The sequence below is a fragment of the Pseudomonas sp. NPDC088414 genome (assembly GCF_044753325.1).
Taxonomy (GTDB): Bacteria; Pseudomonadota; Gammaproteobacteria; order Pseudomonadales; family Pseudomonadaceae; genus Aquipseudomonas.
The window spans coordinates 321,398-346,629 of record NZ_JBIVMY010000002.1 but is presented as its reverse complement, the minus strand read 5'-3'; the positions used below and the strand labels follow the sequence as shown (position 1 = coordinate 346,629).

Below are 25,232 nucleotides of genomic sequence, written 5' to 3'. Positions count from 1 at the left end.
GCATTCAGGATTCAACGATGAAACATATTCCTCTGCTGGCGAGCCTGTGCGGCTGCCTGTCCCTTAACGCCTGGGCGCAATCCACCGTGGATCTGGCGCCAATCACCATCGACGGCGAATCCACCAGCGAGCCGGGCCTGAGCCTCGATCAATCCAGCGGCATGGCTTCGCGCCTCGGCCTTAGCGTGCGCGACACACCGGCCTCGGTGGCCGTCGCCAATCGCAACGACATCGAACGCCACGGCGCACAGAACTTCCAGGACGCCGCCAACACCCTGCCCGGGGTCAATGCCAGCGCGCCGCCAGGCTTTGGCGGATTCGTCTCCTATCGCGGTTTCACCAGCAGCCAGATCACCCAGATGTTCAACGGCGTCACCGTCTCCGGCGGCCTCGCCCGACCGGTGGATGCGTGGATCTATGATCGGGTCGAACTGGTGGGCGGTCCGTCATCGCTGATCAACGGCGCAGGCTCGGTCGGCGGCTCGCTGAACTATGTGACCAAACTGGCGACCCGCGACGAACAAGCCGCCGAAGGTCGCGTCAGCTACGGCAGTTACGACACCACCGAAACCGCGTTCGGCCTCAACCATGCGCTGACCGACCCGGGGGCCGACGTGCAGCACTACGCGCGCCTCGATGTCAGCCACAACACCAGCAACGGCTACATCGACCGCCAGGAACGCGATGCCTGGAGCGTGGCGTTCTCGTTGCTCAGCGACCTCACGCCGGACCTGTCGCACACCCTGGCCCTGGAATATCAGGACGAACACGAAGACAGCCCGTACTGGGGCACGCCGGTACTCAACCCCAAAGCCGGCGAGTTGAAGATCGACAAACACAACCGCTTCAACAACTACAACGTCGAGGACGGGCGCTACGAACAGCGCACGATCTGGGTGCGTTCGATCATCGATTACCGGATCAACGACAGCACCACTCTGCGCAATACGCTGTATCACCTCGACAGCCAACGCGATTACCGCAACCTCGAGACCTATCAGTACAACGCCGACAACTCGGCGGTTAACCGTTCCACCGCCTATCAAGTGCGGCATCAGGGCGAGCAGAACGGCAACCAGTTCGAACTGCGCCACGACAACACCTTGTTCGGTCTCGACACCACTTGGTCCGGCGGATTCGAGTACAAGGTCAACCAGACCACCAACTCGCCGTTGAACATCAAAGGCGCGAGCACGGTCGATCCGAACAATTACCGACCCGGGCACTTCTACGACATTCCCGGCACCAACCCGGCGCTGATCAGCGACAAGACCAACGAGGTCACCACCAAGGCGCTGTTTGTGGAAAACCGCCTGGCACTGACCGACAAACTGGCGCTGCTCACTGGCCTGCGGTACGACGACATCGACCTCGACGTGACCAACCATCGCACCGTGACGGCCGCCAATCCCAAGCACCTCAAACGCAGCTGGGAGCCGGTCACCGGGCGCGTCGGCCTGACCTACCAGTTCATTCCATCCGCCAACGTCTACGTGCAATACAGCACCGCCGCCGAACAACCGAACGGCACGCAGGACTTCGATGTTTCAACCGGCAAGCAATGGGAAATCGGCAGCAAGTTCGACTACCTGGATGGCCGTGGCTCGGCGACGGTTGCCGCCTACACCATCGAGCGCAAAGACTTTGCTGTGACTGATCCGCTGGACCCGACCAGCAGCATCCCGGTAGGGCAGCAAACTTCGAAAGGCATCGAGATCGCCAGCTCCCTGCGGATCACCGACAAACTGTTGGCCGAAGGCAACTTCGCCTGGGTCGATGCGCAATACGACGACTTCACCGAAAAGAACGCCGCCGGCGCGGTGGTTTCACGCAAGGGCAACACACCGACCAACGTTCCGGACCGGGTGGGCAACCTGTGGCTGACTTACGACTTCTCCCCGCAGTGGCAAGGCGGGGTCGATGCGCGGTATGTGGCGTCGGTGTACGCAGATACGGCGAACACCATGACCGTGCCGTCGTACACGCTGTTCGGCAGCTTTCTCAGCTACAAGGTCGACTCGCACACCACCGTCACCGGCCGGGTGCGTAACCTGACCAACGAGGTGTATGCCGAGTTTGCGCATGTTTCGCCGGCTTACTATCTGGGTACGCCGCGTACTTTTGAATTGGCGGTGCAAACTCGATTCTAAGTCGACACATAACCTGTGGCGAGGGAGCTTGTCGAATCGTCGCACCGTCCCGCTCGGCTGCGGAGCAGTCGCTATCTCGGAAAATGCGGTTTTACTGATTAACCGCGTCAGCCGATTTCAGGGCTGCTTCGCAACCCAGCGGGAGCAAGCTCCCTCGCCACAGAAGCCCATCTCATTTCAGATCAGCGGAGACCTTCTCCGCCACATCCTTCGGCACCCACGCCTGCCACACCTCCGGATGCGCCTTCATGAACGCTTCCGCCGCCTGGCGTGGCGCGGTGTGCTTCTCGCTCATCTCGGCCAACGCCTTGTTCAGCGGCTCGATCGGGAAATCCACCTTGCTGAAGAAATCGGCAATCTGCGGATACTGCTTCTGGAACGGCGTAGACACGCCAATCGACAGCTTCGACGCCAGCGAACGGGTCGGTTTCGGATTGGGGTTATCGGCATCGGTCAGGGTCTTCCACGCTTCGGCATCGAACGGTGGCTCTTCCAGCTGCACCAGTTTGAATTTGCCCAGCAATGGCGTCGGCGACCAGTAATAGAACAGCACCGGTTTGCCCCGACGGATCGAAGAGCTGATTTCGGCATCCAGCGCCGCACCCGAGCCACTGCGGAAATTGGTGTAATCGTCCTGCAGGCCGTAAGCGGTCAGCTTCTGTTTGTTCACCACTTCCGAGGTCCAGCCGATCGGGCTGTTGAGGAACCGACCCTTGCTCGGGTTTTCCGGGTCCTTGAACACGTCCTTGTATTTCTTCAGATCACTGACGCTGCGCAAGTCCGGCGCCAGCGCCTTGATACCTTTGGCCGGGTCGCCCTTGATCACGTATTCCGGCACCCACCAGCCTTCGGTGGCACCCTTGACCGTATCGCCGAGACTGACGACCTTGCCTTCGGCTTCAGCCTTGACCCACACCGGACTGCGCCCGGCCCACTCTTCGCCAATGACCTGAATGTCGTTGTTGGCCAGCGCGGTTTCCAGGGTGATAGTGGTGCCCGGCAGCGTATCGGTCGGCAGGCCATAGCCCTTTTCGACGATGATCCGCAGGACATCGGTGATCAGGCTGCCGCTTTCCCAGTTCAGGTCGGCAAAATGGATGGGCGTTTGCGCCGCCGTCACCGGTTGCGCCGATGTCAGCACACCGAACGTGACCACGCTGGCGGCCAGTAACCGTCGAAATCCTTTCATGCTTTTGCACCTCGTGCTGTTCACAGCAATAGCAGGATGGCCTGGCAGAAGACCGCAAGCCTCTGAATACTCAGTCAACTGACTGTAGCCGAGGTTCCTGCTTTTTCCGGGACCCAATCCCGGCGAGGTTATGTTTCAGACTTTTCCTGCAAGCTTTGCAGCTCGCGTCTGACCATGCTGGCGTATTCCGCAGGCCGCAAGGTGTAGATCTGCGCTGCCACCCAGTTCAGCCACGCGCCCTGCAATTCGGCTTTGGCGTTGAACAGGCGCAAGGCCTCTTCACGCGCGCGATCGAGGTTCTGCGAATGGAAGTCGGCGCGACTCAAATCTCCGATCACTCGCTGGCCTTGAATGTGATCAGTTCGCCCTTGCGCCACTTCGCCGCTTTACCGGTAACGGCTTTCAGGGTCTTGGTCAGGCCTTCCTGCAGTTGCTGATGCGCGGCAAACACCGTCACCACGCTGTGGCCTTCCTTGAACAGGATCGCGTGTCCGTCCGCGGTATCGACAAAGGCATAGTCGCCCAGGCCGTACACCGTCAGTTTGATTTCGCGAAAGCGGATGTCCATCTTGCCGCCTTCGCGGCTGGGCAGCACGGCCGCGCTGAAATGATCGCCGACCTTGAGCTTGAGTCCCGGTTTGTCATCGACCACCAATGCACTTTCGGTGTCGATCTCGGCCACGTAAATACCTTCGGCATTCTGTTCGGTGATGTAAACAAAACGCGATTGAAACAGCTTGACCAGCTTTGCACGCAAATCACCCAACACGAACAAAGCATGCATATCGAGATTACTGACTGCCAAAGAAACATCCCCACATCTGAAAAGTACCCTGCGCCAAAACGCGCACGGCAAAAAAACGGCCAGGCCGATGCTGTTACCGAATGACTTCAGTAAACCTGAGACAAGCAGAACGCCCATTCATCAATGGGTTCGCAAGACTACTGGAAAGTCAGGCGAGAAACCTGCCTCGACGTTCGCCAAACCTTGAAGGAAAAATCTTCATTGAAGCGCAACGAAGACGGACTACAAACTTTAGGGAAAAAACTGACGAAAAAAAGCCCTTTTCCGACATATCGCCGGTAAAAAATTGCTTTAGATAGACACCTGTCGTCAACAGACGCTGGCGATTCTAGAGCAGCGATGCTGCTTCCGACTACCCGAACCGACCTGTAACCGTCGGCTATCTCATGAAAAGGACTTCATATGTGCACTCTGACTCACTTTACCCAGCCTTCCAAACCAGTCATCGACACGCCGTTCGTGCTGCAAGGCACCGATCTGGCTGAACTTGCGGAGCACGGAGCAGGCAGTCACAGACCGCGATTTCAGGTAGTTCCGGCGGGTAACGCGTTCTTTCATATCAAGGAATCTTCCACCGGTCGTGTAAGAGGTTTCCGCGAAGACCATAACGAGGCGTGCGCCCTCGCCCGCTCGCTTGAATCACGAATCGAACTCTTGTCCAACGGCTGCCTCAGATAAAGAGCGAGCGACAGCGCCATTCCGGCACACGCAAAAGGAGTACACGATGGAACTGCCTGCATATGATCTGAAAACCCTGTTCGACCAACTGGGCCTGCCATCGGAAAACGGGGCAATCGACGATTTCATCGAAGCGCATCCGCTGGATGCCAACACCAAGTTGATCGATGCCGCGTTCTGGACACCGCAACAGGCGCAACTTCTGAAGGAGTGGCTGCGCGCCGACGGCGAAGAAGCGGTGATGGTCGATGAATTGAACGTACGCCTGCACGACGGACGTTAATAAATGTCAGTGCAGGCTGTCGCCAGGCTCGGCCATCAGTTGCGCGAGCCAGGCAGCCTTGCACTCCTCCGCCTCGTCGCGACTGGCGAACGCGGTGCCGCGCCGCTCACCATTGAGCAACACCACCCAGCAGACGCTCTGGCCCATCGCGCGCAATCCGGCGGGCACACCACTGCCAATCATCACCGCGACATCGACTCTGCACATACTGACCTCTCGATTTCATTAGCTACCTAACTAATGGCCATGTTAATGACTTCATCGCAGAGGAAACAGCAACCCACGTGCACAGATTCATTGCGCGAGCGGTAACAATCGATCAGCGCGGATTCTCCGGTTTATAACCCAGGCGCAGACCGCCCCAATGCCGGCCCTTGACCATGATCGGCACCGACAAGTCGTGCATCAGCTCCCCGGTGTCACGGGTGTAGGTCTGCAGCAACACCGCCTGTTGATGGCTGCCGCAGCGAATCCCGGTGCGATCGGCGAACTTGCGTTTGGTGCGGTTACCCACCGCGTCGACCTGCGCGTCACCGGTCAACGGCTGACTGAACGCCAGATTGTGCGTCGGCACATAACCCTGCGGCGTGCAGGCGATGGCGAACACCAACCCTTCATGACGCGGCAGCAACGGCTCCTGAATCGTCGGCAATACCTGATCGGTGTAGCGGTCGAAACGGGTCTGAAACTTCGCCGGTTGCGTCCCGGGAATCGGTTGATATTGACGGTCGAACAAATCCTCAAGACTGATCCGCCCCTGCTCGACATCCGCCTCGAACCGCGCCGCAATCTGACTCGCGCCCTCACGCGCCAGGTCATAGACGCGCTGGTGATAGTCATCCAGACCGACTTCGGCCAGACGCTCGCTGATGGTTTCCGCCTGCCCTTCCATCTGCACAGCGGCCTCGGCCAGGCGTCGGGTTTGCTGATCGCTGATCGCCAGATCACTGCGCATCTGCTCGATGGCCTTGAACAGACTGTCGAGCTGCTCGCGATTGGTTTCCGCGCCACGGGCGATTTCACCGACCTGAGTTTCCACCCCGGCCGCCAGCCGCGCGATGTTTTGCAGATGCTGGCCGGTGTTTTCAACTTGTTCGACACCGATCTGCAGATCGCTGGACAACTCGCGGATCTGCTCCACCACTTGCGCCGTGCGCTGCTGAATATCGGCGACCATCTCCCCGACCTCGCCGGTCGCCGAGGCCGTCCGCGCTGCCAGACCGCGCACCTCATCCGCCACCACCGCAAAACCCCGACCATGCTCACCCGCCCGCGCCGCTTCAATTGCCGCGTTGAGGGCCAGCAGATTGGTCTGGCTGGCGATGGACTGAATCACCAGCGTCACCCGTTGAATGTCATCGCTGCGCAGGCTCAGGGCTTCGATCAGCTCACGGCTGGCGTTGGCGCGTTGACTGAGTTGATGCATGCGCGCAATCGAATCCACCAGTTCCGTGCGCCCCGCCGCGCTGCTGTGGTGCGCCTCGCTGGCGGCGTCCAGCGCTTCACGACTGAGCTGCGAAGTGGCGTGTTCGGTGGCGATCATCACTTCGGCGTTGCTGACAATCTGCGCCGCCGCCTCGAGTTGCGATTCCAGTTTGCCCGCCAGTTGCTTGACGGAAAACGCCACACCGGCGGCTGACAGCGCGTTATGACTGGTGGTGTAGGAAAGATCGCGAGTGAGTTCGGAAATCGCGCTGCCGGCATCGACAGGCGCAGCATCAGGGGTGGCCCGCGAGCGCAGGCGTGGCAGCCAGACAATCAGCACTGCCAGCGGCAGGCTGACGTACAGCGACCATTCACCCAGCGTCATGCCGGCGAGCAACAGCATCAGGGCGATGCTTTGCAGGGTCGGAGCGATCCAGCGGTTTTTCGGCAACAGCACTGGTGCGGGCAAAGCCCCAACCAGAGATCCATCTCTCGTCATTTCAACACCCCACGCTTGTTCTCATTGTTGTGACTGCATTAAACGCCACTAGAACGCCATTATCCATGGTCCGTTAGTCGTGGAGTCTGCAGCAGGTCAATGGAACGGCGCGCAAAATATCGCGGACGAGCAAAAGCAAAGATCGCAGCCCCGGCAGCTCGTGGAGGAGCTGCCGAAGGCTGCGATCTTTTCGGGCACCCCCGATTCAGGGGGCAGCCATGGAATCAGGCCTGACGCTGGTGCTTGTCGATCTGCTCGTGACGCTCTTGAGCTTCGATGCAGTACTTGGTGGTCGGGCTGATCAGCAGGCGTTTCAGGCCAATGGCCTCGCCGCTGTCGTCGCACCAGCCAAAACTGTCTTCCTTGATGCGCTCAAGGGCTTGTTCCAGTTGCGGCAGCATGCGCTGGTCGCGATCGATCGCGTTCACCAGCCAGGTGCGCTCTTCTTCAACCGAAGCCGCGTCCGCCGGGTCGGCCGGAGTGTCCAGGCTTTCGATGGCGATACGGTTTTGCTCAATGCGCTCGTGGGTTTCGACTTTCATGTTCTGCAACAGCTCAGTGAAGAAAGCGTGTTGCTCGGCATTCATGTAGTCATCTGCCGGCATGGCCAGCAACTTGTCCTTTGTCATTGATATCTCTATAAAAAAACGTGCATTAAGGCGAAATAGGGAGCGTTCCGGCGAACCGTGTCCGGTCGACGAAAAGGCATCGTTTATTGCAAACGCCACCCGGCACTCAATTTACGAAGGGGCGGCAGTCTAAGGCCCGTTTGAGGCCTCAGCAACTGTAAATACCGGGAATTTGTCCGACAACAGCCGTAAACAGGTCTGACACAGGCTTCATGGCGGTCATCGGAGTGCGTTTATAGCAAGAAATTCAGTCCAACGGCTGTATATAGAAGACAAACGGCTAACCGCTGGCGTCTCATCGCGAATTTTTCTACTCCCGGTGCATCGTTTCAGCCAAGCAGAACCCCAAAAGCCCTCCTAACATCAGCCACAACCCAGCACTTTGTGGCGAGGGAGCTTGCTCCCGCTGGGTCGCGAAGCGGCCTCCATTTTTGGGCCTGCTGCGCAGTCCAGCGGGACGGTGCGACGATTCGACAAGCTCCCTCGCCACAGGTTGAACGATCAGCTCAAAGGATAACTTATGCCCCGCCCCGATCTGCCGGCCAACGACGAGCGCCCCCTCGCCAGCCTCCCGATCAATGCCGAGCGTCTGCTGCAACTGATCACCGACGAATACGACACCCTGCCGCGCCAACTCAAGCGCATCGCCAGCTACATGAGCCAGCAAAGCGACCGGATCATGGTCGATCGCATCAGCGACATCGCCCGGGAATGCGAGGTGCATCCGTCCGCCATCGTACGTTTCTCGCAGCGTTTCGGCTTCAGCGGCTTCAGCGAGATGCAGGCGCTGTTCCGCGCCGCCTACACCCACAAAGCCTCGCCGGTACACAACTACCAACAACGCATCCGCAGCATGATCGCCAACCAGTCGCAGCAGGCCAGCGACGGCGACCTCGCCCGCGAATGCATTGACGCCACCCGCTCCGGCATCGAACGCCTGGGCCGCGAACTCGACGACGTCGCGTTCGAAAAAGCCGTCGACCTGATCGTCAACGCCGACAACATCTATGTCGTCGGCGTGCGCCGCTCCTTCGCCGTCGCCGACTACCTCGTTTACAACTTGCAACACACTCACAAACGCATACACCTGGTTTCCGGACTGGGCGGCAGTTATCGCGAGCAGATGCGCAGCGTGCGTAGCGGTGATTTGGTGATCGCCATCAGCTTCACCCCCTACGCCAAGGAAACCCAGCACTGCCTGCGCTACGCCCGGCAACAACAGGCCAACACCCTGATCCTCACCGACAGCCACCTCTCACCTTTGGCCAAAAACGCCAACAGTCTGCTGCTAGTGAATGAGGGCAGCGCACTGGCGTTTCGTTCGCTGAGTGCGACGTTGTGTTTGTGTCAGGCGTTGTTCGTGGCGGTGGCGTATCGGCTGGAATTGAATGTGGACGAGATTCACGAACAAGCCGGTTTTGACGACTGACATTTGCCTCAGGCTCGGCTAGGTTATGCCTTCCCACCGGTTCGACTGAAGGAACGCGTCATGAAACTGATCGGCATGCTGGACTCCCCCTACGTGCGCCGCGTGGCGATCTCCGCCAAACGCCTCGGCATCGACCTCGAACATGAATCGGTCTCGGTGTTCCGCCACTTCGAGCAATTCCAGCAGATCAACCCGGTGGTCAAGGCACCCACGCTGATCCTCGATGACGGCGTGGTCCTGATGGACTCCACCCTCATCCTCGACTACCTCGAAGCCGCCAGCGGCAAAAGCCTGCTGCCGACTGACCTCCAACAACGCGCCCACGCCCTGCGCCTGATCGGCCTCAGCCTCGCCGCCTGCGAAAAAGCCGTGCAGCTCTATTACGAACGCAACCTGCGCCCGGCTGACATTCAATACCAACCGTGGGTCGAACGCGTCGAAGGCCAACTCGCCGCCGCCTTCACCGCCCTCGAACAGGAACTGGAAAAAACCGGCCTGCCTACCGACGGCACCCTCACCCAGGCCGGCATCAGCCTCGCCGTCGCCTGGAGCTTCACCGACCTCGTCGTCCCCGACCAGATCGACACCCGCCGCTACCCGCACATCGCCCAATACACAGCCTACGCCGAAACCCTCGAAGCGTTCGTCAGCACCCCGATGACCTGACCATGAGCACCACCGACACCGCCGCCCCGGCGTTAAAGGAAATCTTCAACGCCGAGCGCCTGCAACACATCGCCACTGAAATGAGCGCCGTGTACCCGGCGTTCAAGGCCAAGGCGTTTCTCAAGCACGCCAACCAAGGGCTGGCGGAATTGTCGGTGATGCAACGCATGGCCCGCGTCAGCGAAAGCCTGCACGCCGTGCTGCCACTGGACTACGAAGATTCCCTCGAAGTCCTGCGCGAACTCGCCCCCCGCCTCAACAGCGGATTCGTCAGCATGTGCCTGCCGCACTACGTCGCCAGCTACGGCGGCCACGCCTTCGATACCTCCATGCAAGCGCTGAAATACTTCACCACCTTCGGCTCCTCCGAATTCGCCATCCGCCACTTCCTGCGCAGCGACCTCGAACGCTCGCTGGAACTCCTGCACGACTGGACCCAAGACCAAAACTACCACGTCCGCCGCCTCGCCAGCGAAGGCACCCGCCCTCGCCTGCCCTGGTCATTTCGCCTCGAAGCCGTGCAAGCCAACCCGCAACTGACCGCCGGTATCCTCGATCGGTTGAAGACCGACGAGAGTCTGTACGTACGCAAGTCCGTGGCGAACCATCTGAATGACGTAACCAAAGAGCATCCGGAATGGGTGCTGGAAACGATTGAAGGCTGGCCACTGGAGAACAAACACACGGCGTGGATTGCCAAGCATGCGTTGCGCAGCTTGATCAAACAGGGCGATCTGCGCGCGCTGACGGTGATTGGTGCGGGGGCCAAGGCTGAGGTTGAGTTGCTGGATGTGCGGGTTGAACCGGCGGTGGTTCGGTTGGGGGAAGCGATTACGTTATCGTTTACGGTGAAGTCGACGGTGGCGCATGAACAGCGGTTGGTGATTGATTATGCGATTGACTATGTGAAGGCGAACGGCGGGGTTTCGGGGAAGGTATTCAAGTTGAAGACGGTGGTGTTGGCGGGGTTTGGGGAAGTGGTTGTGGGGAGGCGGCAGGTGATTCGGGATTTTACGACGCGGAAGCATTTTTTGGGGCGGCATGGGGTGAGGGTTTTGGTGAATGGGGAGGTTTTGGGGAGTGCTGCGTTTGAGATCGTCGCTGATTGATACTGCTAAGAGATTCCGTTGATATGGCGGGACTCGGGCTGATAGGGAATTACGGATGGGGCTGCTTTCGGCCAAAAGCGGACGCTGATGACAAGTCAGCTTCCGGCCAAAAACCGACGTTCGCAAGCGACCATTGACGGCCAGCAACGGACAGTGGACAGACTGATGGCGAAACAGTAGCGTCAGGTTTTTCTAGGAATCTGAACCCATGTCATCGCCGCTGCACCTCTACAAGTACGAACGCTTTACCGCACAGTCGCTTCAGAACCTGAAGGACCAATTAATCTATTTCGGTTCCCCGCTCGCTTTCAACGACCCTTACGACTGCGCGCTTTCACCGCGCATCAAGGAGCCAACTGACGCCGATGTTGAGAAACTGCGAAGCCATTACTTAGCAAAACCCGAAATCGAAAGTGGCATTCGGCGAGAGTTCGAAAAAGCATCTCCTGCTGTGCTTAGGGATATGCTCCTTCGCATAGGACAGGAAACCTTAGATGACATGATCAAAAGATTTCTGTCACAACGTGGGGTCAGCTGCTTTTCAGAGAAGAAGGACAACTTATTGATGTGGTCCCACTACGGGGATCATTGCAAAGGTTTCTGCCTGGAGTTTTCAACCTTGGCCGATCCATTTCACAAGATTAAGAAGGTTCACTATACACAAGACATGCCCATTCTCGACATCGTTCCGATCCTGTGCGGTGAAGATTCCGACCCTGTCTCCGATCTATATTGTACCAAAGCGATTGATTGGGCTTATGAGCACGAGTGGCGCGCTATTCATAGTCAAGCCGGCACGGCGTATCGGTATCCTTCCGAAGCACTCACCGGCATCTACTTCGGCCCAGACATGCCCCTCACTGCGATTGAGATTATAGCGTTAGTTCTCGCTGGACAAAATGAACACGTCCAGCTCTGGCAAGGTTGTCGTAGCAAGTCTAACTTCTCAGTTGAATTTCAGCCCGTAAAATACATGTCACATCTGGAAGCAAAGCGGCTAGGACTACTGGGGACAGCAGGCACTTAATCGGCCACCAAAACTGCACCCTCGACCCATGTATTTCATGCCCGCCCGGCATAGCAGGCTTCTTTCGGCCAAAAGGAGACCTTGGATGTATCTGGGATACCCGGGCGTTCAGAGCGATGTAAACAGGGTTAGAATATGGTTGAATTTGAGGAGTGAATATGAAAGTTGAATGGAAGGCCAACAAAAAACTGAAGCCGCAAATCATCCTAGATCGCCTAAAGGCCTGCTCATCTATCGACGCCGAAGGTAAAGTGTCTTTCAATGGCTTCGAAATACATGAGCTTGATTCCGTTCTTTTTACGATGATTGATTTTCATAAAACATTTAGTTATCACACCGCTAAGCGATTTTATAACCGAGCCTTGAACTCATGGGTGAAATCCGGGAGCAAATTGGCTGATGATTTTTTGAAAGCATTAAAGATAGAGGTGTTATCTTATAATAAGCAGGTGCCGAAGGAGTACGTGTTAGTAACTTCGATATCGATAGCCACGGGCTTTCCACTGCGAAGGATAGTGCTCGGTGATACGACTCTGGAATGTTACCCAGGCGGGCTTCCAAAAAAATATAAAAATCGAGAAACATATAACGCTCGTTGGAATTTTGAATCTCCATCTCTACCAGATAGTTATTGTCCTGTTGTTGTAAGATTCAAGTCGAAAAATCCTATGGATGGTGTAGAGCATGCGCTACATGAACTGGATTTCATAAGGGGAGTATTTTGTCTAGATATAAACCCTGCGTTTGAAATTGCCATTTCGGTGCGGGCAATTCGAAGAGCGCCTATCAACAAGTTGACTTTAGGGGGAATGCATACGTTACACAACAAGGATGGCAGTCTAAGTGATAGCAATATTTTTTGGTACGACTCTAACTATACTGAGCGAAGATCATTAAATCTGACAGCTGGAAAAAAAACCCAATCGATAAACTTCTTCAGGTTTGTAACAGATAAACTCAAGCATCATAAGGATGCGCACATTATCAAAGACGCCATCGTAAGATTTGTGCGTGCATTTGACGAGACTGATAAAAACTCCTCTGTTCAACGGGGGTGGGCTGCTTTGGAGTCAGTAATGGCTCCAGGTGAAAATAATACGGATTTAGTCGTTGCGCGTTGCTCTTACCTTTATGGAGAACGTGAGTATCATCGACAAATATTAGAGCATGTAAAAGACTACCGTAATCGAAATGTACATATGGGGCAGTCTATCGACGATCCATCCCCTCATTGCTTCCAAATACAAAAATTCTTTCGGCAGGCGGTTATTTTTCACTTGGCTGAAGTGGGCAATTTTTCTGGATTGCAAGATGCTAATAAATTCTTAGACTCGTCAGCTTCGATAGAAGAGTTGATACGACAGCGAGATCTTATAGATAAAGCTATATTATTTATTAGCCCTGAATAAGCTAAATATGAATCGCATCATTCGGTCGACATTATTCATCTATTACTCGACTAATCATAAGCACTATATAAAACTTATGAACATGCTGAGTCGCCCATAGATTTCTAGACGCCTTCAACTGGCTCCTTTTGGCCGTTGGTGGTCAATTGCGAGCATCCGATTGACTACGGCGATCGACTGAATATGATTCAGAAGGAGGCATCGACGCGAAAAGTACCTGAGAGCGACCCGCGCATGACGCTGGTAAAGAATTACAATTGGCGCAAGATAACCTAAATACTCCTCCTCTAATAAACATCAAAGATTAATATTTAAACCATGATCTAGCATCAGTTGCTCTACTGCGACCCTTCCACCCTCAACAGACTCCAACGCTCGCAGAACACTGGCCAACTCATTGCTGTGCTTAATCTGGTCATTTGCTGATGCCATCCTAACAATTTCATTGGCTTGTTTGTAGGTAGGGTCGACTTCCTGCATAACTTGCCTGATGGTGCGACCATATGTATTTGCTTCAGCAAAGCTACGAGAGGTTGAATATATGGTAATTAGCCGATCCAACATCGCTGAAGGAGTGACAAGCCAATCAACTTTTTCCAGCTCGTCAAATGTTGCAAACCTAATTCTCTTTTCTGCTGCGGCAATTAATTCGGGTGGGAGAGCGTCTAGTAAAAAAAACCAATCTAAATCAACAAATAATTTCTGTGGTGCATTTTGTATAAATGTCAAAATCCTTAACTGCTCCGCCTTGGGAAGGGCACTCCATAAACCCAATTTGGCGAGCCGTGCTACGATTATCACTGCGCCGGATATTTCCTCTTCCGTTCGCATACGTTCAACTGTTTGTCTGACGCAATCCTCAAAGAATCTTTCCCACAAGTTAGGGTGGATAATTTTAATTGCCGATAAAGCAAGCACGCACTTATTAAATTTTGCGGATTCTTCTCCCCCAAAGGCGGTTTTTACAAAAACCTTTAGTAAGTTGTTGTAGAGAGACTCTCTTGGCCGTTTCAAAGGCCCGGCCTCGAATAACGTAACAACGTCCTCTAGATTGCTCGGGAAAAATTTAGAATCTACATCACTCAAAACTCGCGCCAGTGCTACCTTTCCTTGCGATGCAGGTCTGGAAAGTATGGAATTTACAGAGTTGAATATATGCAATCTTGCGAGTTCCGCCGACGCGGAGAATACTTGGTTGTCAGAAACCTGTGAGGGATGAGCACATCTATTGCGATCCTCTACCAAGCGAACAATATCTAGATATTCAATAGGAGAAATTAGCTCGAACTTGTCCTTCGCCATCAATGGAAGTTCTTTTTCAAAAGCTAAGGCTCCCGGAAGGTTGTGAGTTTTCTGTATAGTCTCAAATCTCGCAATTTCAACTTGGGCCTCCTTATCTCCGGAAGCTGATAGCTCTCTTATTTTGTCCACCAAATCGAAAGCAACTGCAATCCAACAAGCTACCACTGACGAGCGATACGCACCTGCCTTATAACATTTTACGGCCTCTTCGATATATAGGCGCGAGCGAGGGTCCTCGCAACTCAATATTAACTCATCCAGATCGCTGAGCATTTTTTTCCTTATTTGTTATCTATTAGATGGTAAGTGCACAATTTCTATCCGCTATATATTTTTTTAGCTTTGAGAAAATGCATTCGAAGCTTTTGCTGGTCTGGTCGCAGATATTATTGGTATTCTCTACTGAGAGCAACGGCGTTTGACTATCACCGCAGCCCCGCCAAGGACTTGCTGCGTATGCAAATCCCTTGCTAAGGATAGGTCTGGCCAATGTGTAGAAACGACTTTATGGTGAATGGCCGTTTCTGGCCGGAAGCAGTAGTTCCCGGATGTCCGCTATTAGCCGTTTGCAGCGCTTCGCGACAGGCAGCAAACGGCCAATAGCTGCCGATCATGACATTCTATGCGGCTATGATCCTAAGGACACAGTCCCTATTGGTTAGCATGCAATGGCACACGATTTTGATTACATTCATACATTAGAGGCTCGCAGCGATTCCACGCTGGAGATCCTTGAGAGTGTTTTTCAGCTGGATACCGAACAGATGCATCGAACCATTTGGGGCTCCTATTTGGCGTTACGTGCTGGGCTCGATGCAAAGGGAATCGACTACAAAGAACTTAAGAATGCACTCATCCCGCTGACTAGAAAAAAGATAGAAACGGTTTTTCTCTTCGACTGGACAAAATTCAGCAGTAATTTTTATGGCCACGATGTCATGGACATGCTTTTGCCCAAACTTGATCGAGGAGGCGCTCGGAGCGTCCTGTATGGAGACTGGATAGGAGCAACAGGTTCGTTTGCTCGCATATACGAGGAGTGCTATGGCGAAACGGACTTGAAGGCTCGCTTTCCGAGCGCTTGGCTTAGGGACACTGTGGCTCTTTACTATGTAAATAATTTGACCTCATCGGGCAAACAGGCACTCGTGCAGTCCTTTTCACATCATCCCGCATATATGGGGGCATTGGATCTCACCTATACAACGCTCATGAAAGCCATGATTTCTACAATGTTGATAAGAGCATTCGTTCAGTATAAGAACATCATCATCGATACCCACGACGATGGCCTCGGCCCCCATCACAACGAAGGCTATTTACCTTGGAACTTCAAGACATTCGGATTCGCAGTGAAGAGCATAGAAAGTTCACTATACCGTATGTTCCTATCCTACAAAATCGAGCGACCCGTGCTACAGCATGAGCATGACGTAGCAATGTCTCTAAACTCGCTAACGCCTTACCCCGTACACGTTAAAGACTGCATCTTGGATATAGATGAGAAAAAATTGACTTACCTTCGACAGGATCACGCACCCGCACTAATGCATGCTGGATTAGCCGAAATCACAGCCGAAGAACTGTCTAATAAGATCAATGAAAAGCTACGTGCTGGCTATATTTACAGCATGGGGCGTTCCAAGGAGGATGGCACTTTGAAGTTCAATGTCGTCGTTGAAGAAGTCGGTCGATCACGCATTCTTTGTGGGCTGAAATACTTCCCATCTGAAAAGCGGGTAACCATCCTCACGCTCTTCTGATGTCATTTCCGTAAGACGACTGCACAAACCTCAGAAGCCGAATGCATTAACGCGGCGAAGTAGATCGGATCTATCAGGTGAATTCCCCAAGAATTCGTAGTTACCATACGGCTGCTTCTGGCCGACTCCCGACTGTGGTGACGGGCAGAGGGTGGCCAAAAGCAGTCGTTTGGGAGGGGATTTTATAATTACCCCCTTTTACCTTCAGCGAGCCTTGTAAGCGGGGCTTTCGGCGGACTATCTAGCACTCGCAGCCGGGTATTGCAACAAGCTAGGCAATGCCATTAGTTGGTTGGGTTTATCGTGTGATAATTAACGCGCGCTATTTCAAATACGGATAGTGCTTCCTGAGAAACGACAAGGTCAAATTCGGGGGCCCAATCGGGATTCTGCAATGCCCCAGGTGTGCTCCTATCGAAAATCACGTAATTGACGCCACCTTCTCGCTGCACTGAGCGGAACGAAATGCCATCAAACCTCTGCTTTCCGTAGTATCGAATGAATTCAGCCAACGCTTGGGTCATTACATAATCGGTATCGGTGGCGCGCACAGGGCGGGCGATCAGATCGTGGAGATACTCAAGCATCAACCGATGGTCAGTGCGCTCTCGATAGCCAGGCTGGAACCAGCTGATTTCTTTGTGCTGAAGCGCAGTAAGTGCAGTGAAATCAAAGAACTCCAAATACCGATTGGAGATAAATTTCCCTACCACCACCTTGTCTCCAATCGAAGGCCTTACCTCAGCAATACTTGTCTGGGCGTCTGCGGCCACGTAGAGCAAGGGAACGCCTGCCGGGCTCATCCGGTTGTTCGCCGCGCGATCCTTGGGGGGAGCTCCTAATTCTTTGGACGGATTTTTTTGAAACTCTTGGATTTGCGTATGGGTAGCGGCGATTCGTGCTCGATAAAAACAGGTGTTTTCAGGGATTACCTTGACGACCGCGGTCGTGTCAGCACTTGAATCACTACCGGCCAGTATCGCTTCAGCCATCAGGGATTCAAAAAAACGGCTGGCGTTGGTATTGAAAAACCTACGACCATGAGCTAGCTCGGTTGCTATTTGCGCCCACTCACTCTCGATCCACCACCGTTCCTGCTCTTCGGACTCGAATCGGCTGGATGCTCGGCAATATTCCTGCCCGTGGAAGTAAAAGTGTTCCTCATCTGCATCCGGGTCTATGAGCCGTTCGGCTACCGCGTCGCACACCGCTTCGGATTCACTGCAGATTGCATGACCTATGATTTGACTGAGCGTCATTTCGTAACCTGGGTAAAGCCCATAGTCGATGGCAAAGTGATCTGAAAGTTTGTTCTTGATGGTCTCTGCAATTGTCTTGGAAGTGAGCGCCTCCAGCGTGGACGTTCCACAGGAAGCGCAAACCCGTGGCATCGCACGTTTGGACGGGCGACCTTTGAGCCAAGTGTCACCAATGCACGCCAGGCACACAAACATCGACTCCTCGGCTTCCTCCTCGAGAAGGATCTCATGGAAGATGTCTGCTAATACTGAAACCATCACATCGCCCCGTTCTAGGATTTCGGCTCGGCCAGGATCCTATCATTACCCTACTGGTTGAGCGATCTGCAGTTGCGGGCGGAGGCTAAAACCTGAGCTATGAACCGTCCCTGGCTTAAATAAACGTTTCGAGTGCCTACTCTTTGGCAATTGTGGCCCGTCGTCACCGGCAGAGGTCGGCCAGAAGCTGGCCCTCCGGTATGGTAGCTCCTGCCTCATAACGGGCAGCAGTAACCGGCTAAAAGGCCATGGACACGCTGCCGCCGACTTTGTAATCTCTGTGCGCTTCATATAGCTTTTTCTTTTGGTTTCATCTCGCAGTCTCCACTGCGCCTCTTGCACTGTTTGAGGAATTGTCCATTGACGAGAAAGCTATGATGAGGACGGACATTATTGCCAGCTCATGCCGCCTACTTTTAATTAGCCAAGGAATTTGAGGCATCAGTATGAACAGACCCGCCGCAGCAAGATATATTCTCGGATTAATTTTCGAAGTAGCAATAAGCAAATTAAAAAGACCACATAATGTGTATTCAAAGCTATCAGTAACTGCGCTTATCATAGGCGGAGGAGCTTTAGTCACACCATTCTGGCAACAAGCTCTAGAAGGCGCAGCGGTCACACTTAAACTAAAGACCATCAGCGGGCCAATTCCTTCCATCGTATCCGGTGTAGTATTTCTTGTACTGGCGATCTTGTTTGCTGAAATATCAAGAAGAACAGGCGGATCCACAGCAAGAGAACCATTGGTAGATACAAAGGCAGTCAGCGAACCGATAGTCATCGGCAAGTCAAAGATCTACTGCTATTGTGGCTCGATTGTGGGATTAACCGAAGCCGAGGTCTTAGTTACATCAGAGAACAGATATCTTAAGCTCGGCGGGGTAGACGGAACCTCGGTATCTGGCAGGGTAAGAAGGCTGGCCGCATCGTTTCGAGTAGATGGATCGCTCAGCGCCGACCCGCTTGGAGATTTTATAGATAATTGGAAAAAATCACAGCCGCATTCGGGGCCTTACCAATTAGGAACAACCATTGTGTCACCGCCATTTAATGCCTGTGCTGTCGGCATAAAACATATAATTCATGCCGTAGCCCTTGACAAGCGAGACGACGGCGTCAACCTGATTGATGAGAGGTCAATAAGGAGAATTATTCAAACTACGATAAATGAGTGCGTAAATTCTTCCTGTAAATCAGTATTCATTCCAATTTTTGGATTAGGCAGCGGAAGGATTCTCGCTGACGAAGCGATCTCAAAAACCGTTTTACCTATCATAGAGGCTATCAAGTCCAACAATGTCGCCCTGGATATCTATTTAGGAACGTACAGACTAACTGATGCCGCACAAGCGACAAGCATGATTCTGAAGAGGTCGTAGGTAATAAAACATGCCAAACATAATTATTCCTCACCAAAACGGAATTGTTGGCTATACTTCTGGCGTATTCGATCTTCTGCATGAAGGGCATAGAAACTACCTGCGGGCATGCAAGGAAAGGTGTGACTATTTAGTCGTTGGTGTTGATGAAGATGATATTGTCAAGAAAAACAAAGGTAGCAGTCGACCGTTTGAGAGCGTTGAAACTCGAATAGAATCTTTAAGAAGAGAATCTCTTGGTGATGCTTTCTTCAAAAAATCAAACTCATTTGAAGAGTTATTCAAAGCAAACCATACCCAGAAATATTTCATCTCGGACGAGCGAGTTCTACAAAAAAGTAGATTAGCCCTCATATCTAGCTTGGGCATAGAGCTGGTGATTATTCCCCACACAGTAGGAGTATCAACCAGTCTTATTGCCCAATTCTGCATCCCGAAAACACAGACTTAGGCTAATAATTCCATCTTCCGGACGCCGTACCGGCGACGCTGTTTTTCAACATTAGGCAATGACTGCTACCGACCGAAAGTGGCCCTTCGTTGAGCTCAGCACTGACTCTGCGGCTGTCAAATGTGATTCACTCCAGACAACGCTACTGAAAGCAGGCAAGAGAATTGCCTCCTACCTCTTTCCTACCAACTTCCATACGGAATGCCGTACTTTTCGACATACCGCTTAGCCTTTTCACTTACCGGATAGGCATATCGACCACCGTTCTTCCCTTGTTCCGGCCCCAGAGGCTCTATCTCTCCTTGACCGCGAGAAATCTCAACCGGTTTTCGACATGAATCTCTAACCCATGTTTTGAGCACGCCGCCGGGAGCGAGCCCCACGTAAAGTGACGCCATAAAGCGAGCAGTTTTCTCCGGTGTTTCCGGGCAACGCTGGTGTGTTGACTTCACCATCAGTTGCCTGCCCTCTTCCGGAATTTCGATGAAGCCTTTGTAGGTTTTTTGCTCTGTTATGGATTGCCAGCGGACAAAGATCAGTTTTGGAAGATCGGCGCCTGTCACAGGCATCCCGCTCCCCGACACCGTCCCCCAACCACGGGCAGACTCTGTGCTGATATCGGGCTCTCCACTGGCTGCAGTGCTCTTGCCAGCTCTAAAGAAGACTCTGTTATTGATGTCTTGAACGGAGCTGTCCTCTACCCAGACCTTCATGTAGTTCGGCTGAACGAATACTAATTCCCACCATGGATATTTAGGGTCATTTTCGCCTGCTTCTGGGCCACTGCTTTGGCAGCCGGACAACAATAAAGCGCCCAGCAGTGCAATCGTTGCTTTCATTACAAATGATCCATTCAAGTAGTTGTCACGACTACCAACTTCCATATGGAATGCCGTACTTGTCGATATACCGCTTGGCCTTTTCACTCACAGGATAGGCGTACCGCCCTTCGTTCTTACCTTGACTCGGCCCCAGTGGCTCAATTTCCGCCTGTGCTCGCGCGACCTTAACTGGGTGATGACATGAGTCTCTTACCCAAACCTGCACGACACCGCCGGGAGCCAGGCCGAGATAAACCGATGCCATGAATCTTGCCTGCCGATCAGGAGTTCGCGGGCAGCGCTGATTGACGGACGTCACCATCAACTGCCTGGCCTCTTCCGGAATATCTACCCATGCTTGCCAGGTTTTCTGTTCGACGATTGATTGCCAACGGACCCAGATGCGAACGGGTAGGCCTGCTCCTATCACCCTCCTCCCGCTGCCGCCAACCCCGCCTGTCCACCCTCGGGCTGACTCTGTGCCATCTTCAGGCTCTCCCCCAGCAGCGGTGCCGCCGCCGGTTTTGTAGAAAATCCGGTTGTTAACGTCTTGAACAGAGCTGTTTTCAACCCAGACTTTCATATAGTCCGGCTCAGTAAACGCCAGCTCCCACCATTCGGACTTTGGGTCATTTTTGGCTGAGAGTGGATCAGTTTCTTGGCACCCTGAGATCAGCAAAACGCAAAGTATCGTTATGAGTTGTTTCATTGGCTTAAGGATTACCAACTCCCGTACGGTATGCCGAATTTATCGATATACCGCTTGGCCTTTTCACTGACTGGATAGGCATAGCGCCCGCCGTGCTTCCCCTGCTCCGGGCCTAACTGTTCAAGTTCGCCTTGGGCATGAGCGACTTGGACCGGACGATGGCATGAGTCTCTGACCCACGCTCGTAGTGCCCCCCCTGGGGCCAGGCCCACATACAGCGAGGCCATGTATCGAGCAGTCTTTTCTGGAGTTTCCGGGCAACGCTGGTGCGTTGATTCCACCATCAATTGCCTCGCTGATTCTGGAATTTCAATGAAACCCTTGTAGGTCTTCTGCTCTGATATGGACTGCCAACGAACGAAGATGAGCTTTGGAAGATCGGCACCGCTTACCGGAATACCGGAACCACTGACCGTGCCCCAACCACGGGCTGACTCTGTGCCATCTTCTGGTTCACCTCCGGCGGCGGTGCTTCCGCCCGCCTTGAAAAACGTTCTGTTTTTGATGTCCAGGACTGAGCTGTCTTCTACCCAAACCTTCATGTAGTCCGGCTCTACAAATCCTAACTGCCACCAAGGAGACTTGGGGTCACTTTCGCCACTTTCGGCTGCGCCCGCCTGGCAACCCGCCAACAGAAAAATGCCCAACAGAACAATCAATGCTCTCATTACCAAAGCTTCCAATCAGGTACGTGTGGGTGTTGTACGCGAATTGCGTCTGCCGTCGGAGCGTTGATGTAAACGGCCTCGATGCCACTGCCGTCATTTCTTCCGAGGGGATGATTCCAGTTTGCAGAGGTGTGGATGTATTTGAGCTTAAGCAGTGTTTCTTCCTCATCAGTGGTTTTGTAATCACCGGCAACAAAACGATCACACAATGCTTGTAGTTCTTCCGGAACCGCGTACTCATCGCTTTCCGGCATGTCGATGAACTGGACACCCTTTTCCTTAGCCAGTTGATACATGACTCTCAAGTAAACCAGTGAAAGCTTACCGCTGACTGGCCTTTTGAGCTGCAGCGCGGCGTACACGCGTTTTTCTCTAGGAGCCAGTCGATCTTGGTTGTCCCTCGGGAGCACGAGCGCGGTGGGTGTCACAACTTCCAGAAGATGCTCAGGCCACCCTTTGGCAACCCACTGACTTTTCAGGCGTGCAGCATCCCGGTAGATCGACGTAGTCGCGACGTCAGTTTGGACAGAGACATCAAGGGCTTGCATGGGGCTGACCAGCACGCATTCCTCGACTTCATCGAGGTAGCTTCCACCGATATCCGAATGAACGCCGGGAAGGGTGTACTCCGGATGGTCGGGCTTAACACGGCTGAGCGCGAAATTCACTCGGCACTCATCGCGAGCAACGAGATGGACAACATCTTTGAAGAACCTGCGGTCCAGGTAAAGCTTCACACCGGGAGCAATAGGACTTGTCACTTGACCAAGATTGGTGAAGCCGGCAATGGATGGCACTGTGTCGAACAGGCCAATAAATCCCATCTTGATACCGTTTCCGTATTGGCTATCAAAATTTCGGCTGAAATCTCGGGCGTAGATGTTCAGCAAATTCCCTAGTGGACCCTGCTTGCCTCGCACGATTTCATTGGAAAAGTGCCGGGCAGCTGCGGCGCCACGGCTGAAGCCAAACGTATCAAAAGTCAGAGACACTATTTCACTGCCGGGACTATCTTGCAGGGCCTCATCAATGGTTTGTTTGATTTGCGCGAAAGACGCCTGCACACGCGCTGCAACACCGGTATCACCTCGCCCCGTACCAGCGCCCACCGTGCTGTCTTTTTTATTGCTGACGGTGCCTATTCCGTCAACATAGACAGGACGTGAAATGCATTTGAAGGCCCCTGAGCCCTCCGCTTTTTCAGTCTTTTTATACAGATCATGCAGTTTTTTAACATTCGTGAGGCCGGCCCCATAACTGCTATCCGGATCACTCATGTAAGGCATGCAACTCGCAGGAATATCCTGCGGCGCAATCGGATGCTGCGCACCACACAGCAGCCCCGCCGCCGTGTTGTTCGCATTGTTACCAGTACCATCAAAGAAAACCCCAATCCTCAACGCAATGCCGATTTTCTCAGGCTCGCGCGCAGGCTCTTTCCCATGTTTCTCATACTCCGCCCAACGCTGGGCATGAATATCGACGGGTTTAGCTTCTTCGTAGCGGTAGTTTTTCGGGGGGTTGGGAACGTAGCCACTCAATCCTTGATTCCTTGTTCTGATCCTTGAAGAACGGGCCGAAGGGTGACAGCCGAGGCCTGGAGGCGCAAGGCGTGGCTCTGTGCCAGCTCGGTTGGAATTGCTGGGTGCGACGAGGGTTTGGGCTCGTCGCACGGGTTGGTCAGTGGGCGATTTCGACGTTGTCGAGGGCCTGGTTTACGGCGAGTTCGCCGAGCATGACGACCTGGGCAATGCCCAGTGCGGTTTTGCGGTGGGAGGTGTCGAGTGTGGCGGCGAAGTTGTTGAGCATTTCGCTGGCGGAGCCGAGGGTTTCGCTGGCGTTGGCGAGCAGGGATTCGGTGTCGCACTTCGGGTTGGCGAGGTACATGGGTTCGGGTTTGTGCGGGCTGGCCATGATTTGGGTGGCCGGGGACAGGTAATGGTCGAGGGCGCGTTCGGCGGCTTCGTGGAGTTTTTTGGAATCGAGGGATTCGTAGGGGGATGCGAGGTCGGTTTCTGGCGGGTTGGGTGTTGGTTTGATCATGGTGAAACTCCTAGTTATTGAAGAGGAGCCTTCACCTTCGCTACCAAACGAAGGGTGGCGGCCACACGCGGGTTGGTAGACCGGTAACTAGGACCCGGCACACCCGAAGGTGTCCTGCGCATGGCCACCATTGAGCAGCGACCTGGGGAGGTCTGCGAACGGTGCGCGATGCGACTAGTTATGGCGGGCTACCAAACCCGATCACTGTTTTTCAGCGACCGACAGACGATAGAACCCGCGCTCTAGACGCACAAGCCGGCGGATTCTGGCGTACTCGTAGGCGATAGCGCAAGGCGTTGTAGGGCTTCGGTGGTAACGGCAGGCTTCATATAAACATCTCGATTATTTTCTGTTTATACACCGGTTCAACGGGCTACCGATCCAGCACCCACCCCGCAATGATCGGAATACACTGTTCCGTCCAAAAAAGTCATTTACGCACCTACCTCGCCATCGCTCGGCTCGCTAGAGTGCAGCGCTCTTTTCAACTGGCTGACGTACTGATGAATCTGTGGTTTCGATTGCTCTGCATGTTTTTTCGCCGACCGTGGCGCAAGCCGGTCAATGCGCTGGAATCCACCGTTATCCGCATGCGCGTGTGGCCGTTGGATCTCGATTTGAATCGGCACGTCACCAATGGTCGCTACTTCACCCTGGCTGACGTCGGGCGCATGGATTTTGTGTTGCGCAGTGGCGCGTTTCGGGTGGCGCTGCGTGCTAAAGCGTTGCCGATCGTTGGCGATACGTGGGGCAAATTTCGGCGTGAACTGAAGCTGTTTGAAGCGTTTGAAATTCACAGCCGGATGCTTGGCTGGGACGATAAATGGAGCTTCATGGAGCATCGCTTCGTGAGCAAGGGAAGAGTGATCGGCGTGGTGGTCATGCGTGGGCTGTTTCGGTCGGCACAAGGCACGATTGCGCCGGGTGAGTTTGTCAGGGAGTTGGGGTTGCCTGAGCAGTCGCCGGAGATGCCGCAGTGGTTGACGTCGTGGTCGGCGAGTTGTGATCTGATGAGTCGTCAGCTCAGGGGTGAGGAGGTTTGAGTGATTGGACGGGCGCCATCGCTGGCAGGCTAGCTCCCACAGGGAATTTGGCTGGTTTGGGAGTGGGGTTGACTGGGCTGGCGTCTTCGCGAGCAGGCTCGCTTGTATGTTTAGACTTGAAGGGGTGGGAATAAGGCGCTAGTGCAGGTATCGGAAAGGAGTCTGACGGACTGTCAGTTCTTACAGGTCTCTTCCAGTTTGCGCAGGGCTAAGCTGGCCCGACTGAAGGAAAACT

At 53.9% G+C, this 25,232-nt stretch carries 25 protein-coding genes; 12 read left to right on the top strand and 13 right to left on the bottom strand.

What is annotated here, in order from left to right; all coding sequences use genetic code 11:
- Positions 1 to 17 precede the first annotated feature (17 nt).
- On the top strand, positions 18 to 2,150 hold the full coding sequence (locus ACIP8I_RS04400; protein WP_400758971.1) for a TonB-dependent receptor: 2,133 nt from the start codon (positions 18 to 20) through the stop codon (positions 2,148 to 2,150).
- Positions 2,151 to 2,322: 172 nt separating this feature from the next.
- On the opposite strand, the gene ACIP8I_RS04395 is transcribed toward ACIP8I_RS04400, so the two are convergent.
- From ACIP8I_RS04395 to ACIP8I_RS04385, 3 genes are all read right to left on the bottom strand, one after another.
- On the bottom strand, positions 2,323 to 3,339 hold the full coding sequence (locus ACIP8I_RS04395; RefSeq protein WP_400758969.1) for an ABC transporter substrate-binding protein: 1,017 nt from the start codon (positions 3,337 to 3,339) through the stop codon (positions 2,323 to 2,325).
- 128 nt (positions 3,340 to 3,467) lie between these two features.
- Entirely contained in the window at positions 3,468 to 3,665 is a 198-nt protein-coding gene (locus ACIP8I_RS04390) for a hypothetical protein (RefSeq protein WP_027612962.1), read from the bottom strand.
- Positions 3,666 to 3,673: 8 nt separating this feature from the next.
- The gene (locus tag ACIP8I_RS04385; RefSeq protein ID WP_007966910.1) at positions 3,674 to 4,144 is read right to left on the bottom strand and encodes a hypothetical protein; all 471 of its coding nucleotides are present in this window, start codon (positions 4,142 to 4,144) and stop codon (positions 3,674 to 3,676) included.
- Between the two features lie 402 nt (positions 4,145 to 4,546).
- Here ACIP8I_RS04385 and ACIP8I_RS04380 point away from each other — a divergent pair, with 402 nt between their 5' ends.
- The gene (locus ACIP8I_RS04380) at positions 4,547 to 4,822 is read left to right on the top strand and encodes a hypothetical protein (RefSeq protein ID WP_400758966.1); all 276 of its coding nucleotides are present in this window, start codon (positions 4,547 to 4,549) and stop codon (positions 4,820 to 4,822) included.
- 46 nt (positions 4,823 to 4,868) lie between these two features.
- Positions 4,869 to 5,105 carry a DUF2789 family protein gene (locus tag ACIP8I_RS04375; RefSeq protein ID WP_400758964.1) on the top strand — a complete coding sequence of 79 codons (237 nt, stop codon included), beginning with the start codon at positions 4,869 to 4,871 and terminating at the stop codon, positions 5,103 to 5,105.
- Between the two features lie 6 nt (positions 5,106 to 5,111).
- On the opposite strand, the gene ACIP8I_RS04370 is transcribed toward ACIP8I_RS04375, so the two are convergent.
- The 3 genes from ACIP8I_RS04370 to ACIP8I_RS04360 form a co-directional block, all read right to left on the bottom strand.
- Positions 5,112 to 5,312, bottom strand: coding sequence for a hypothetical protein (locus ACIP8I_RS04370; RefSeq protein ID WP_007966907.1), 201 nt, complete (start codon positions 5,310 to 5,312; stop codon positions 5,112 to 5,114).
- 112 nt (positions 5,313 to 5,424) lie between these two features.
- On the bottom strand, positions 5,425 to 6,648 hold the full coding sequence (locus tag ACIP8I_RS04365; protein WP_400759166.1) for a methyl-accepting chemotaxis protein: 1,224 nt from the start codon (positions 6,646 to 6,648) through the stop codon (positions 5,425 to 5,427).
- Positions 6,649 to 7,253: 605 nt separating this feature from the next.
- Positions 7,254 to 7,658 (bottom strand): TraR/DksA family transcriptional regulator, encoded by a 405-nt coding sequence (locus ACIP8I_RS04360; protein ID WP_003225981.1) that lies wholly within the window; start codon positions 7,656 to 7,658, stop codon positions 7,254 to 7,256.
- 520 nt (positions 7,659 to 8,178) lie between these two features.
- Here ACIP8I_RS04360 and ACIP8I_RS04355 point away from each other — a divergent pair.
- From ACIP8I_RS04355 to ACIP8I_RS04335, 5 genes are all read left to right on the top strand, one after another.
- Positions 8,179 to 9,087, top strand: coding sequence for a MurR/RpiR family transcriptional regulator (locus ACIP8I_RS04355; RefSeq protein WP_027612958.1), 909 nt, complete (start codon positions 8,179 to 8,181; stop codon positions 9,085 to 9,087).
- A gap of 60 nt (positions 9,088 to 9,147) precedes the next feature.
- The gene (locus tag ACIP8I_RS04350; protein ID WP_400758961.1) at positions 9,148 to 9,753 is read left to right on the top strand and encodes a glutathione S-transferase; all 606 of its coding nucleotides are present in this window, start codon (positions 9,148 to 9,150) and stop codon (positions 9,751 to 9,753) included.
- Positions 9,754 to 9,755: 2 nt separating this feature from the next.
- Positions 9,756 to 10,862 carry a DNA alkylation repair protein gene (locus ACIP8I_RS04345; protein WP_400758959.1) on the top strand — a complete coding sequence of 369 codons (1,107 nt, stop codon included), beginning with the start codon at positions 9,756 to 9,758 and terminating at the stop codon, positions 10,860 to 10,862.
- Between the two features lie 208 nt (positions 10,863 to 11,070).
- Positions 11,071 to 11,889, top strand: a complete 819-nt coding sequence (locus tag ACIP8I_RS04340) for a DUF2971 domain-containing protein (protein ID WP_400758956.1) — start codon at positions 11,071 to 11,073, stop codon at positions 11,887 to 11,889.
- 158 nt (positions 11,890 to 12,047) lie between these two features.
- Positions 12,048 to 13,298, top strand: a complete 1,251-nt coding sequence (locus ACIP8I_RS04335) for a hypothetical protein (RefSeq protein ID WP_400758954.1) — start codon at positions 12,048 to 12,050, stop codon at positions 13,296 to 13,298.
- Between the two features lie 297 nt (positions 13,299 to 13,595).
- Here ACIP8I_RS04335 and ACIP8I_RS04330 read toward each other — a convergent pair whose 3' ends face one another.
- A complete protein-coding gene (locus ACIP8I_RS04330) occupies positions 13,596 to 14,873 on the bottom strand; it encodes a hypothetical protein (protein WP_400758952.1) in 1,278 nt (425 codons plus the stop codon).
- Between the two features lie 395 nt (positions 14,874 to 15,268).
- On the opposite strand from ACIP8I_RS04330, the gene ACIP8I_RS04325 reads away from it, so the two are divergent.
- Positions 15,269 to 16,363: a hypothetical protein gene (locus tag ACIP8I_RS04325; RefSeq protein ID WP_400758950.1), complete on the top strand. Its 1,095-nt coding sequence runs from the start codon at positions 15,269 to 15,271 to the stop codon at positions 16,361 to 16,363.
- A 284-nt stretch (positions 16,364 to 16,647) separates the two neighbouring features.
- Here the strand turns inward: ACIP8I_RS04325 and ACIP8I_RS04320 are convergent, their stop codons facing one another.
- Positions 16,648 to 17,880 (bottom strand): RES family NAD+ phosphorylase, encoded by a 1,233-nt coding sequence (locus tag ACIP8I_RS04320; protein WP_400758947.1) that lies wholly within the window; start codon positions 17,878 to 17,880, stop codon positions 16,648 to 16,650.
- Positions 17,881 to 18,326: 446 nt separating this feature from the next.
- On the opposite strand from ACIP8I_RS04320, the gene ACIP8I_RS04315 reads away from it, so the two are divergent.
- Both ACIP8I_RS04315 and ACIP8I_RS04310 read left to right on the top strand, forming a co-directional pair.
- Positions 18,327 to 19,262: a macro domain-containing protein gene (locus tag ACIP8I_RS04315; protein WP_400758944.1), complete on the top strand. Its 936-nt coding sequence runs from the start codon at positions 18,327 to 18,329 to the stop codon at positions 19,260 to 19,262.
- Positions 19,263 to 19,272: 10 nt separating this feature from the next.
- Positions 19,273 to 19,713, top strand: coding sequence for an adenylyltransferase/cytidyltransferase family protein (locus ACIP8I_RS04310; protein WP_400758942.1), 441 nt, complete (start codon positions 19,273 to 19,275; stop codon positions 19,711 to 19,713).
- A gap of 182 nt (positions 19,714 to 19,895) precedes the next feature.
- On the opposite strand, the gene ACIP8I_RS04305 is transcribed toward ACIP8I_RS04310, so the two are convergent.
- From ACIP8I_RS04305 to ACIP8I_RS04285, 5 genes are all read right to left on the bottom strand, one after another.
- Positions 19,896 to 20,552: a DUF2931 family protein gene (locus ACIP8I_RS04305; RefSeq protein WP_400758941.1), complete on the bottom strand. Its 657-nt coding sequence runs from the start codon at positions 20,550 to 20,552 to the stop codon at positions 19,896 to 19,898.
- A gap of 31 nt (positions 20,553 to 20,583) precedes the next feature.
- Positions 20,584 to 21,243 carry a DUF2931 family protein gene (locus ACIP8I_RS04300; protein WP_400758939.1) on the bottom strand — a complete coding sequence of 220 codons (660 nt, stop codon included), beginning with the start codon at positions 21,241 to 21,243 and terminating at the stop codon, positions 20,584 to 20,586.
- An 11-nt stretch (positions 21,244 to 21,254) separates the two neighbouring features.
- The gene (locus tag ACIP8I_RS04295; protein ID WP_400758937.1) at positions 21,255 to 21,911 is read right to left on the bottom strand and encodes a DUF2931 family protein; all 657 of its coding nucleotides are present in this window, start codon (positions 21,909 to 21,911) and stop codon (positions 21,255 to 21,257) included.
- A complete protein-coding gene (locus tag ACIP8I_RS04290; RefSeq protein ID WP_400758935.1) occupies positions 21,911 to 23,452 on the bottom strand; it encodes a phospholipase effector Tle1 domain-containing protein in 1,542 nt (513 codons plus the stop codon). Before ACIP8I_RS04290 ends, ACIP8I_RS04295 begins: the two co-directional genes overlap by 1 nt.
- 139 nt (positions 23,453 to 23,591) lie before the next feature.
- A complete protein-coding gene (locus ACIP8I_RS04285) occupies positions 23,592 to 23,954 on the bottom strand; it encodes a DUF6124 family protein (RefSeq protein ID WP_003226001.1) in 363 nt (120 codons plus the stop codon).
- Between the two features lie 503 nt (positions 23,955 to 24,457).
- Here ACIP8I_RS04285 and ACIP8I_RS04280 point away from each other — a divergent pair.
- Entirely contained in the window at positions 24,458 to 24,997 is a 540-nt protein-coding gene (locus ACIP8I_RS04280; protein WP_400759163.1) for a thioesterase family protein, read from the top strand.
- Positions 24,998 to 25,232 lie beyond the last annotated feature (235 nt).

Excerpts from the sequence above, each read along its gene's own strand:
- ACIP8I_RS04330 (WP_400758952.1), bottom strand. The coding sequence starts at position 14,873 with ATGCTCAGCGATCTGGATGAGTTAATATTGAGTTGCGAGGACCCTCGC.
- ACIP8I_RS04305 (WP_400758941.1), bottom strand. The coding sequence starts at position 20,552 with ATGAAAGCAACGATTGCACTGCTGGGCGCTTTATTGTTGTCCGGCTGC.
- ACIP8I_RS04400 (WP_400758971.1), top strand. The coding sequence starts at position 18 with ATGAAACATATTCCTCTGCTGGCGAGCCTGTGCGGCTGCCTGTCCCTT.
- ACIP8I_RS04350 (WP_400758961.1), top strand. The coding sequence starts at position 9,148 with ATGAAACTGATCGGCATGCTGGACTCCCCCTACGTGCGCCGCGTGGCG.
- ACIP8I_RS04365 (WP_400759166.1), bottom strand. The coding sequence starts at position 6,648 with ATGATCGCCACCGAACACGCCACTTCGCAGCTCAGTCGTGAAGCGCTG.
- ACIP8I_RS04375 (WP_400758964.1), top strand. The coding sequence starts at position 4,869 with ATGGAACTGCCTGCATATGATCTGAAAACCCTGTTCGACCAACTGGGC.
- ACIP8I_RS04345 (WP_400758959.1), top strand. The coding sequence starts at position 9,756 with ATGAGCACCACCGACACCGCCGCCCCGGCGTTAAAGGAAATCTTCAAC.
- ACIP8I_RS04395 (WP_400758969.1), bottom strand. The coding sequence starts at position 3,339 with ATGAAAGGATTTCGACGGTTACTGGCCGCCAGCGTGGTCACGTTCGGT.
- ACIP8I_RS04325 (WP_400758950.1), top strand. The coding sequence starts at position 15,269 with ATGGCACACGATTTTGATTACATTCATACATTAGAGGCTCGCAGCGAT.
- ACIP8I_RS04285 (WP_003226001.1), bottom strand. The coding sequence starts at position 23,954 with ATGATCAAACCAACACCCAACCCGCCAGAAACCGACCTCGCATCCCCC.
- ACIP8I_RS04335 (WP_400758954.1), top strand. The coding sequence starts at position 12,048 with ATGAAAGTTGAATGGAAGGCCAACAAAAAACTGAAGCCGCAAATCATC.
- ACIP8I_RS04315 (WP_400758944.1), top strand. The coding sequence starts at position 18,327 with ATGAACAGACCCGCCGCAGCAAGATATATTCTCGGATTAATTTTCGAA.
- ACIP8I_RS04310 (WP_400758942.1), top strand. The coding sequence starts at position 19,273 with ATGCCAAACATAATTATTCCTCACCAAAACGGAATTGTTGGCTATACT.
- ACIP8I_RS04355 (WP_027612958.1), top strand. The coding sequence starts at position 8,179 with ATGCCCCGCCCCGATCTGCCGGCCAACGACGAGCGCCCCCTCGCCAGC.
- ACIP8I_RS04380 (WP_400758966.1), top strand. The coding sequence starts at position 4,547 with ATGTGCACTCTGACTCACTTTACCCAGCCTTCCAAACCAGTCATCGAC.
- ACIP8I_RS04370 (WP_007966907.1), bottom strand. The coding sequence starts at position 5,312 with ATGTGCAGAGTCGATGTCGCGGTGATGATTGGCAGTGGTGTGCCCGCC.
- ACIP8I_RS04360 (WP_003225981.1), bottom strand. The coding sequence starts at position 7,658 with ATGACAAAGGACAAGTTGCTGGCCATGCCGGCAGATGACTACATGAAT.
- ACIP8I_RS04320 (WP_400758947.1), bottom strand. The coding sequence starts at position 17,880 with ATGGTTTCAGTATTAGCAGACATCTTCCATGAGATCCTTCTCGAGGAG.
- ACIP8I_RS04340 (WP_400758956.1), top strand. The coding sequence starts at position 11,071 with ATGTCATCGCCGCTGCACCTCTACAAGTACGAACGCTTTACCGCACAG.
- ACIP8I_RS04300 (WP_400758939.1), bottom strand. The coding sequence starts at position 21,243 with ATGAAACAACTCATAACGATACTTTGCGTTTTGCTGATCTCAGGGTGC.
- ACIP8I_RS04295 (WP_400758937.1), bottom strand. The coding sequence starts at position 21,911 with ATGAGAGCATTGATTGTTCTGTTGGGCATTTTTCTGTTGGCGGGTTGC.
- ACIP8I_RS04280 (WP_400759163.1), top strand. The coding sequence starts at position 24,458 with ATGAATCTGTGGTTTCGATTGCTCTGCATGTTTTTTCGCCGACCGTGG.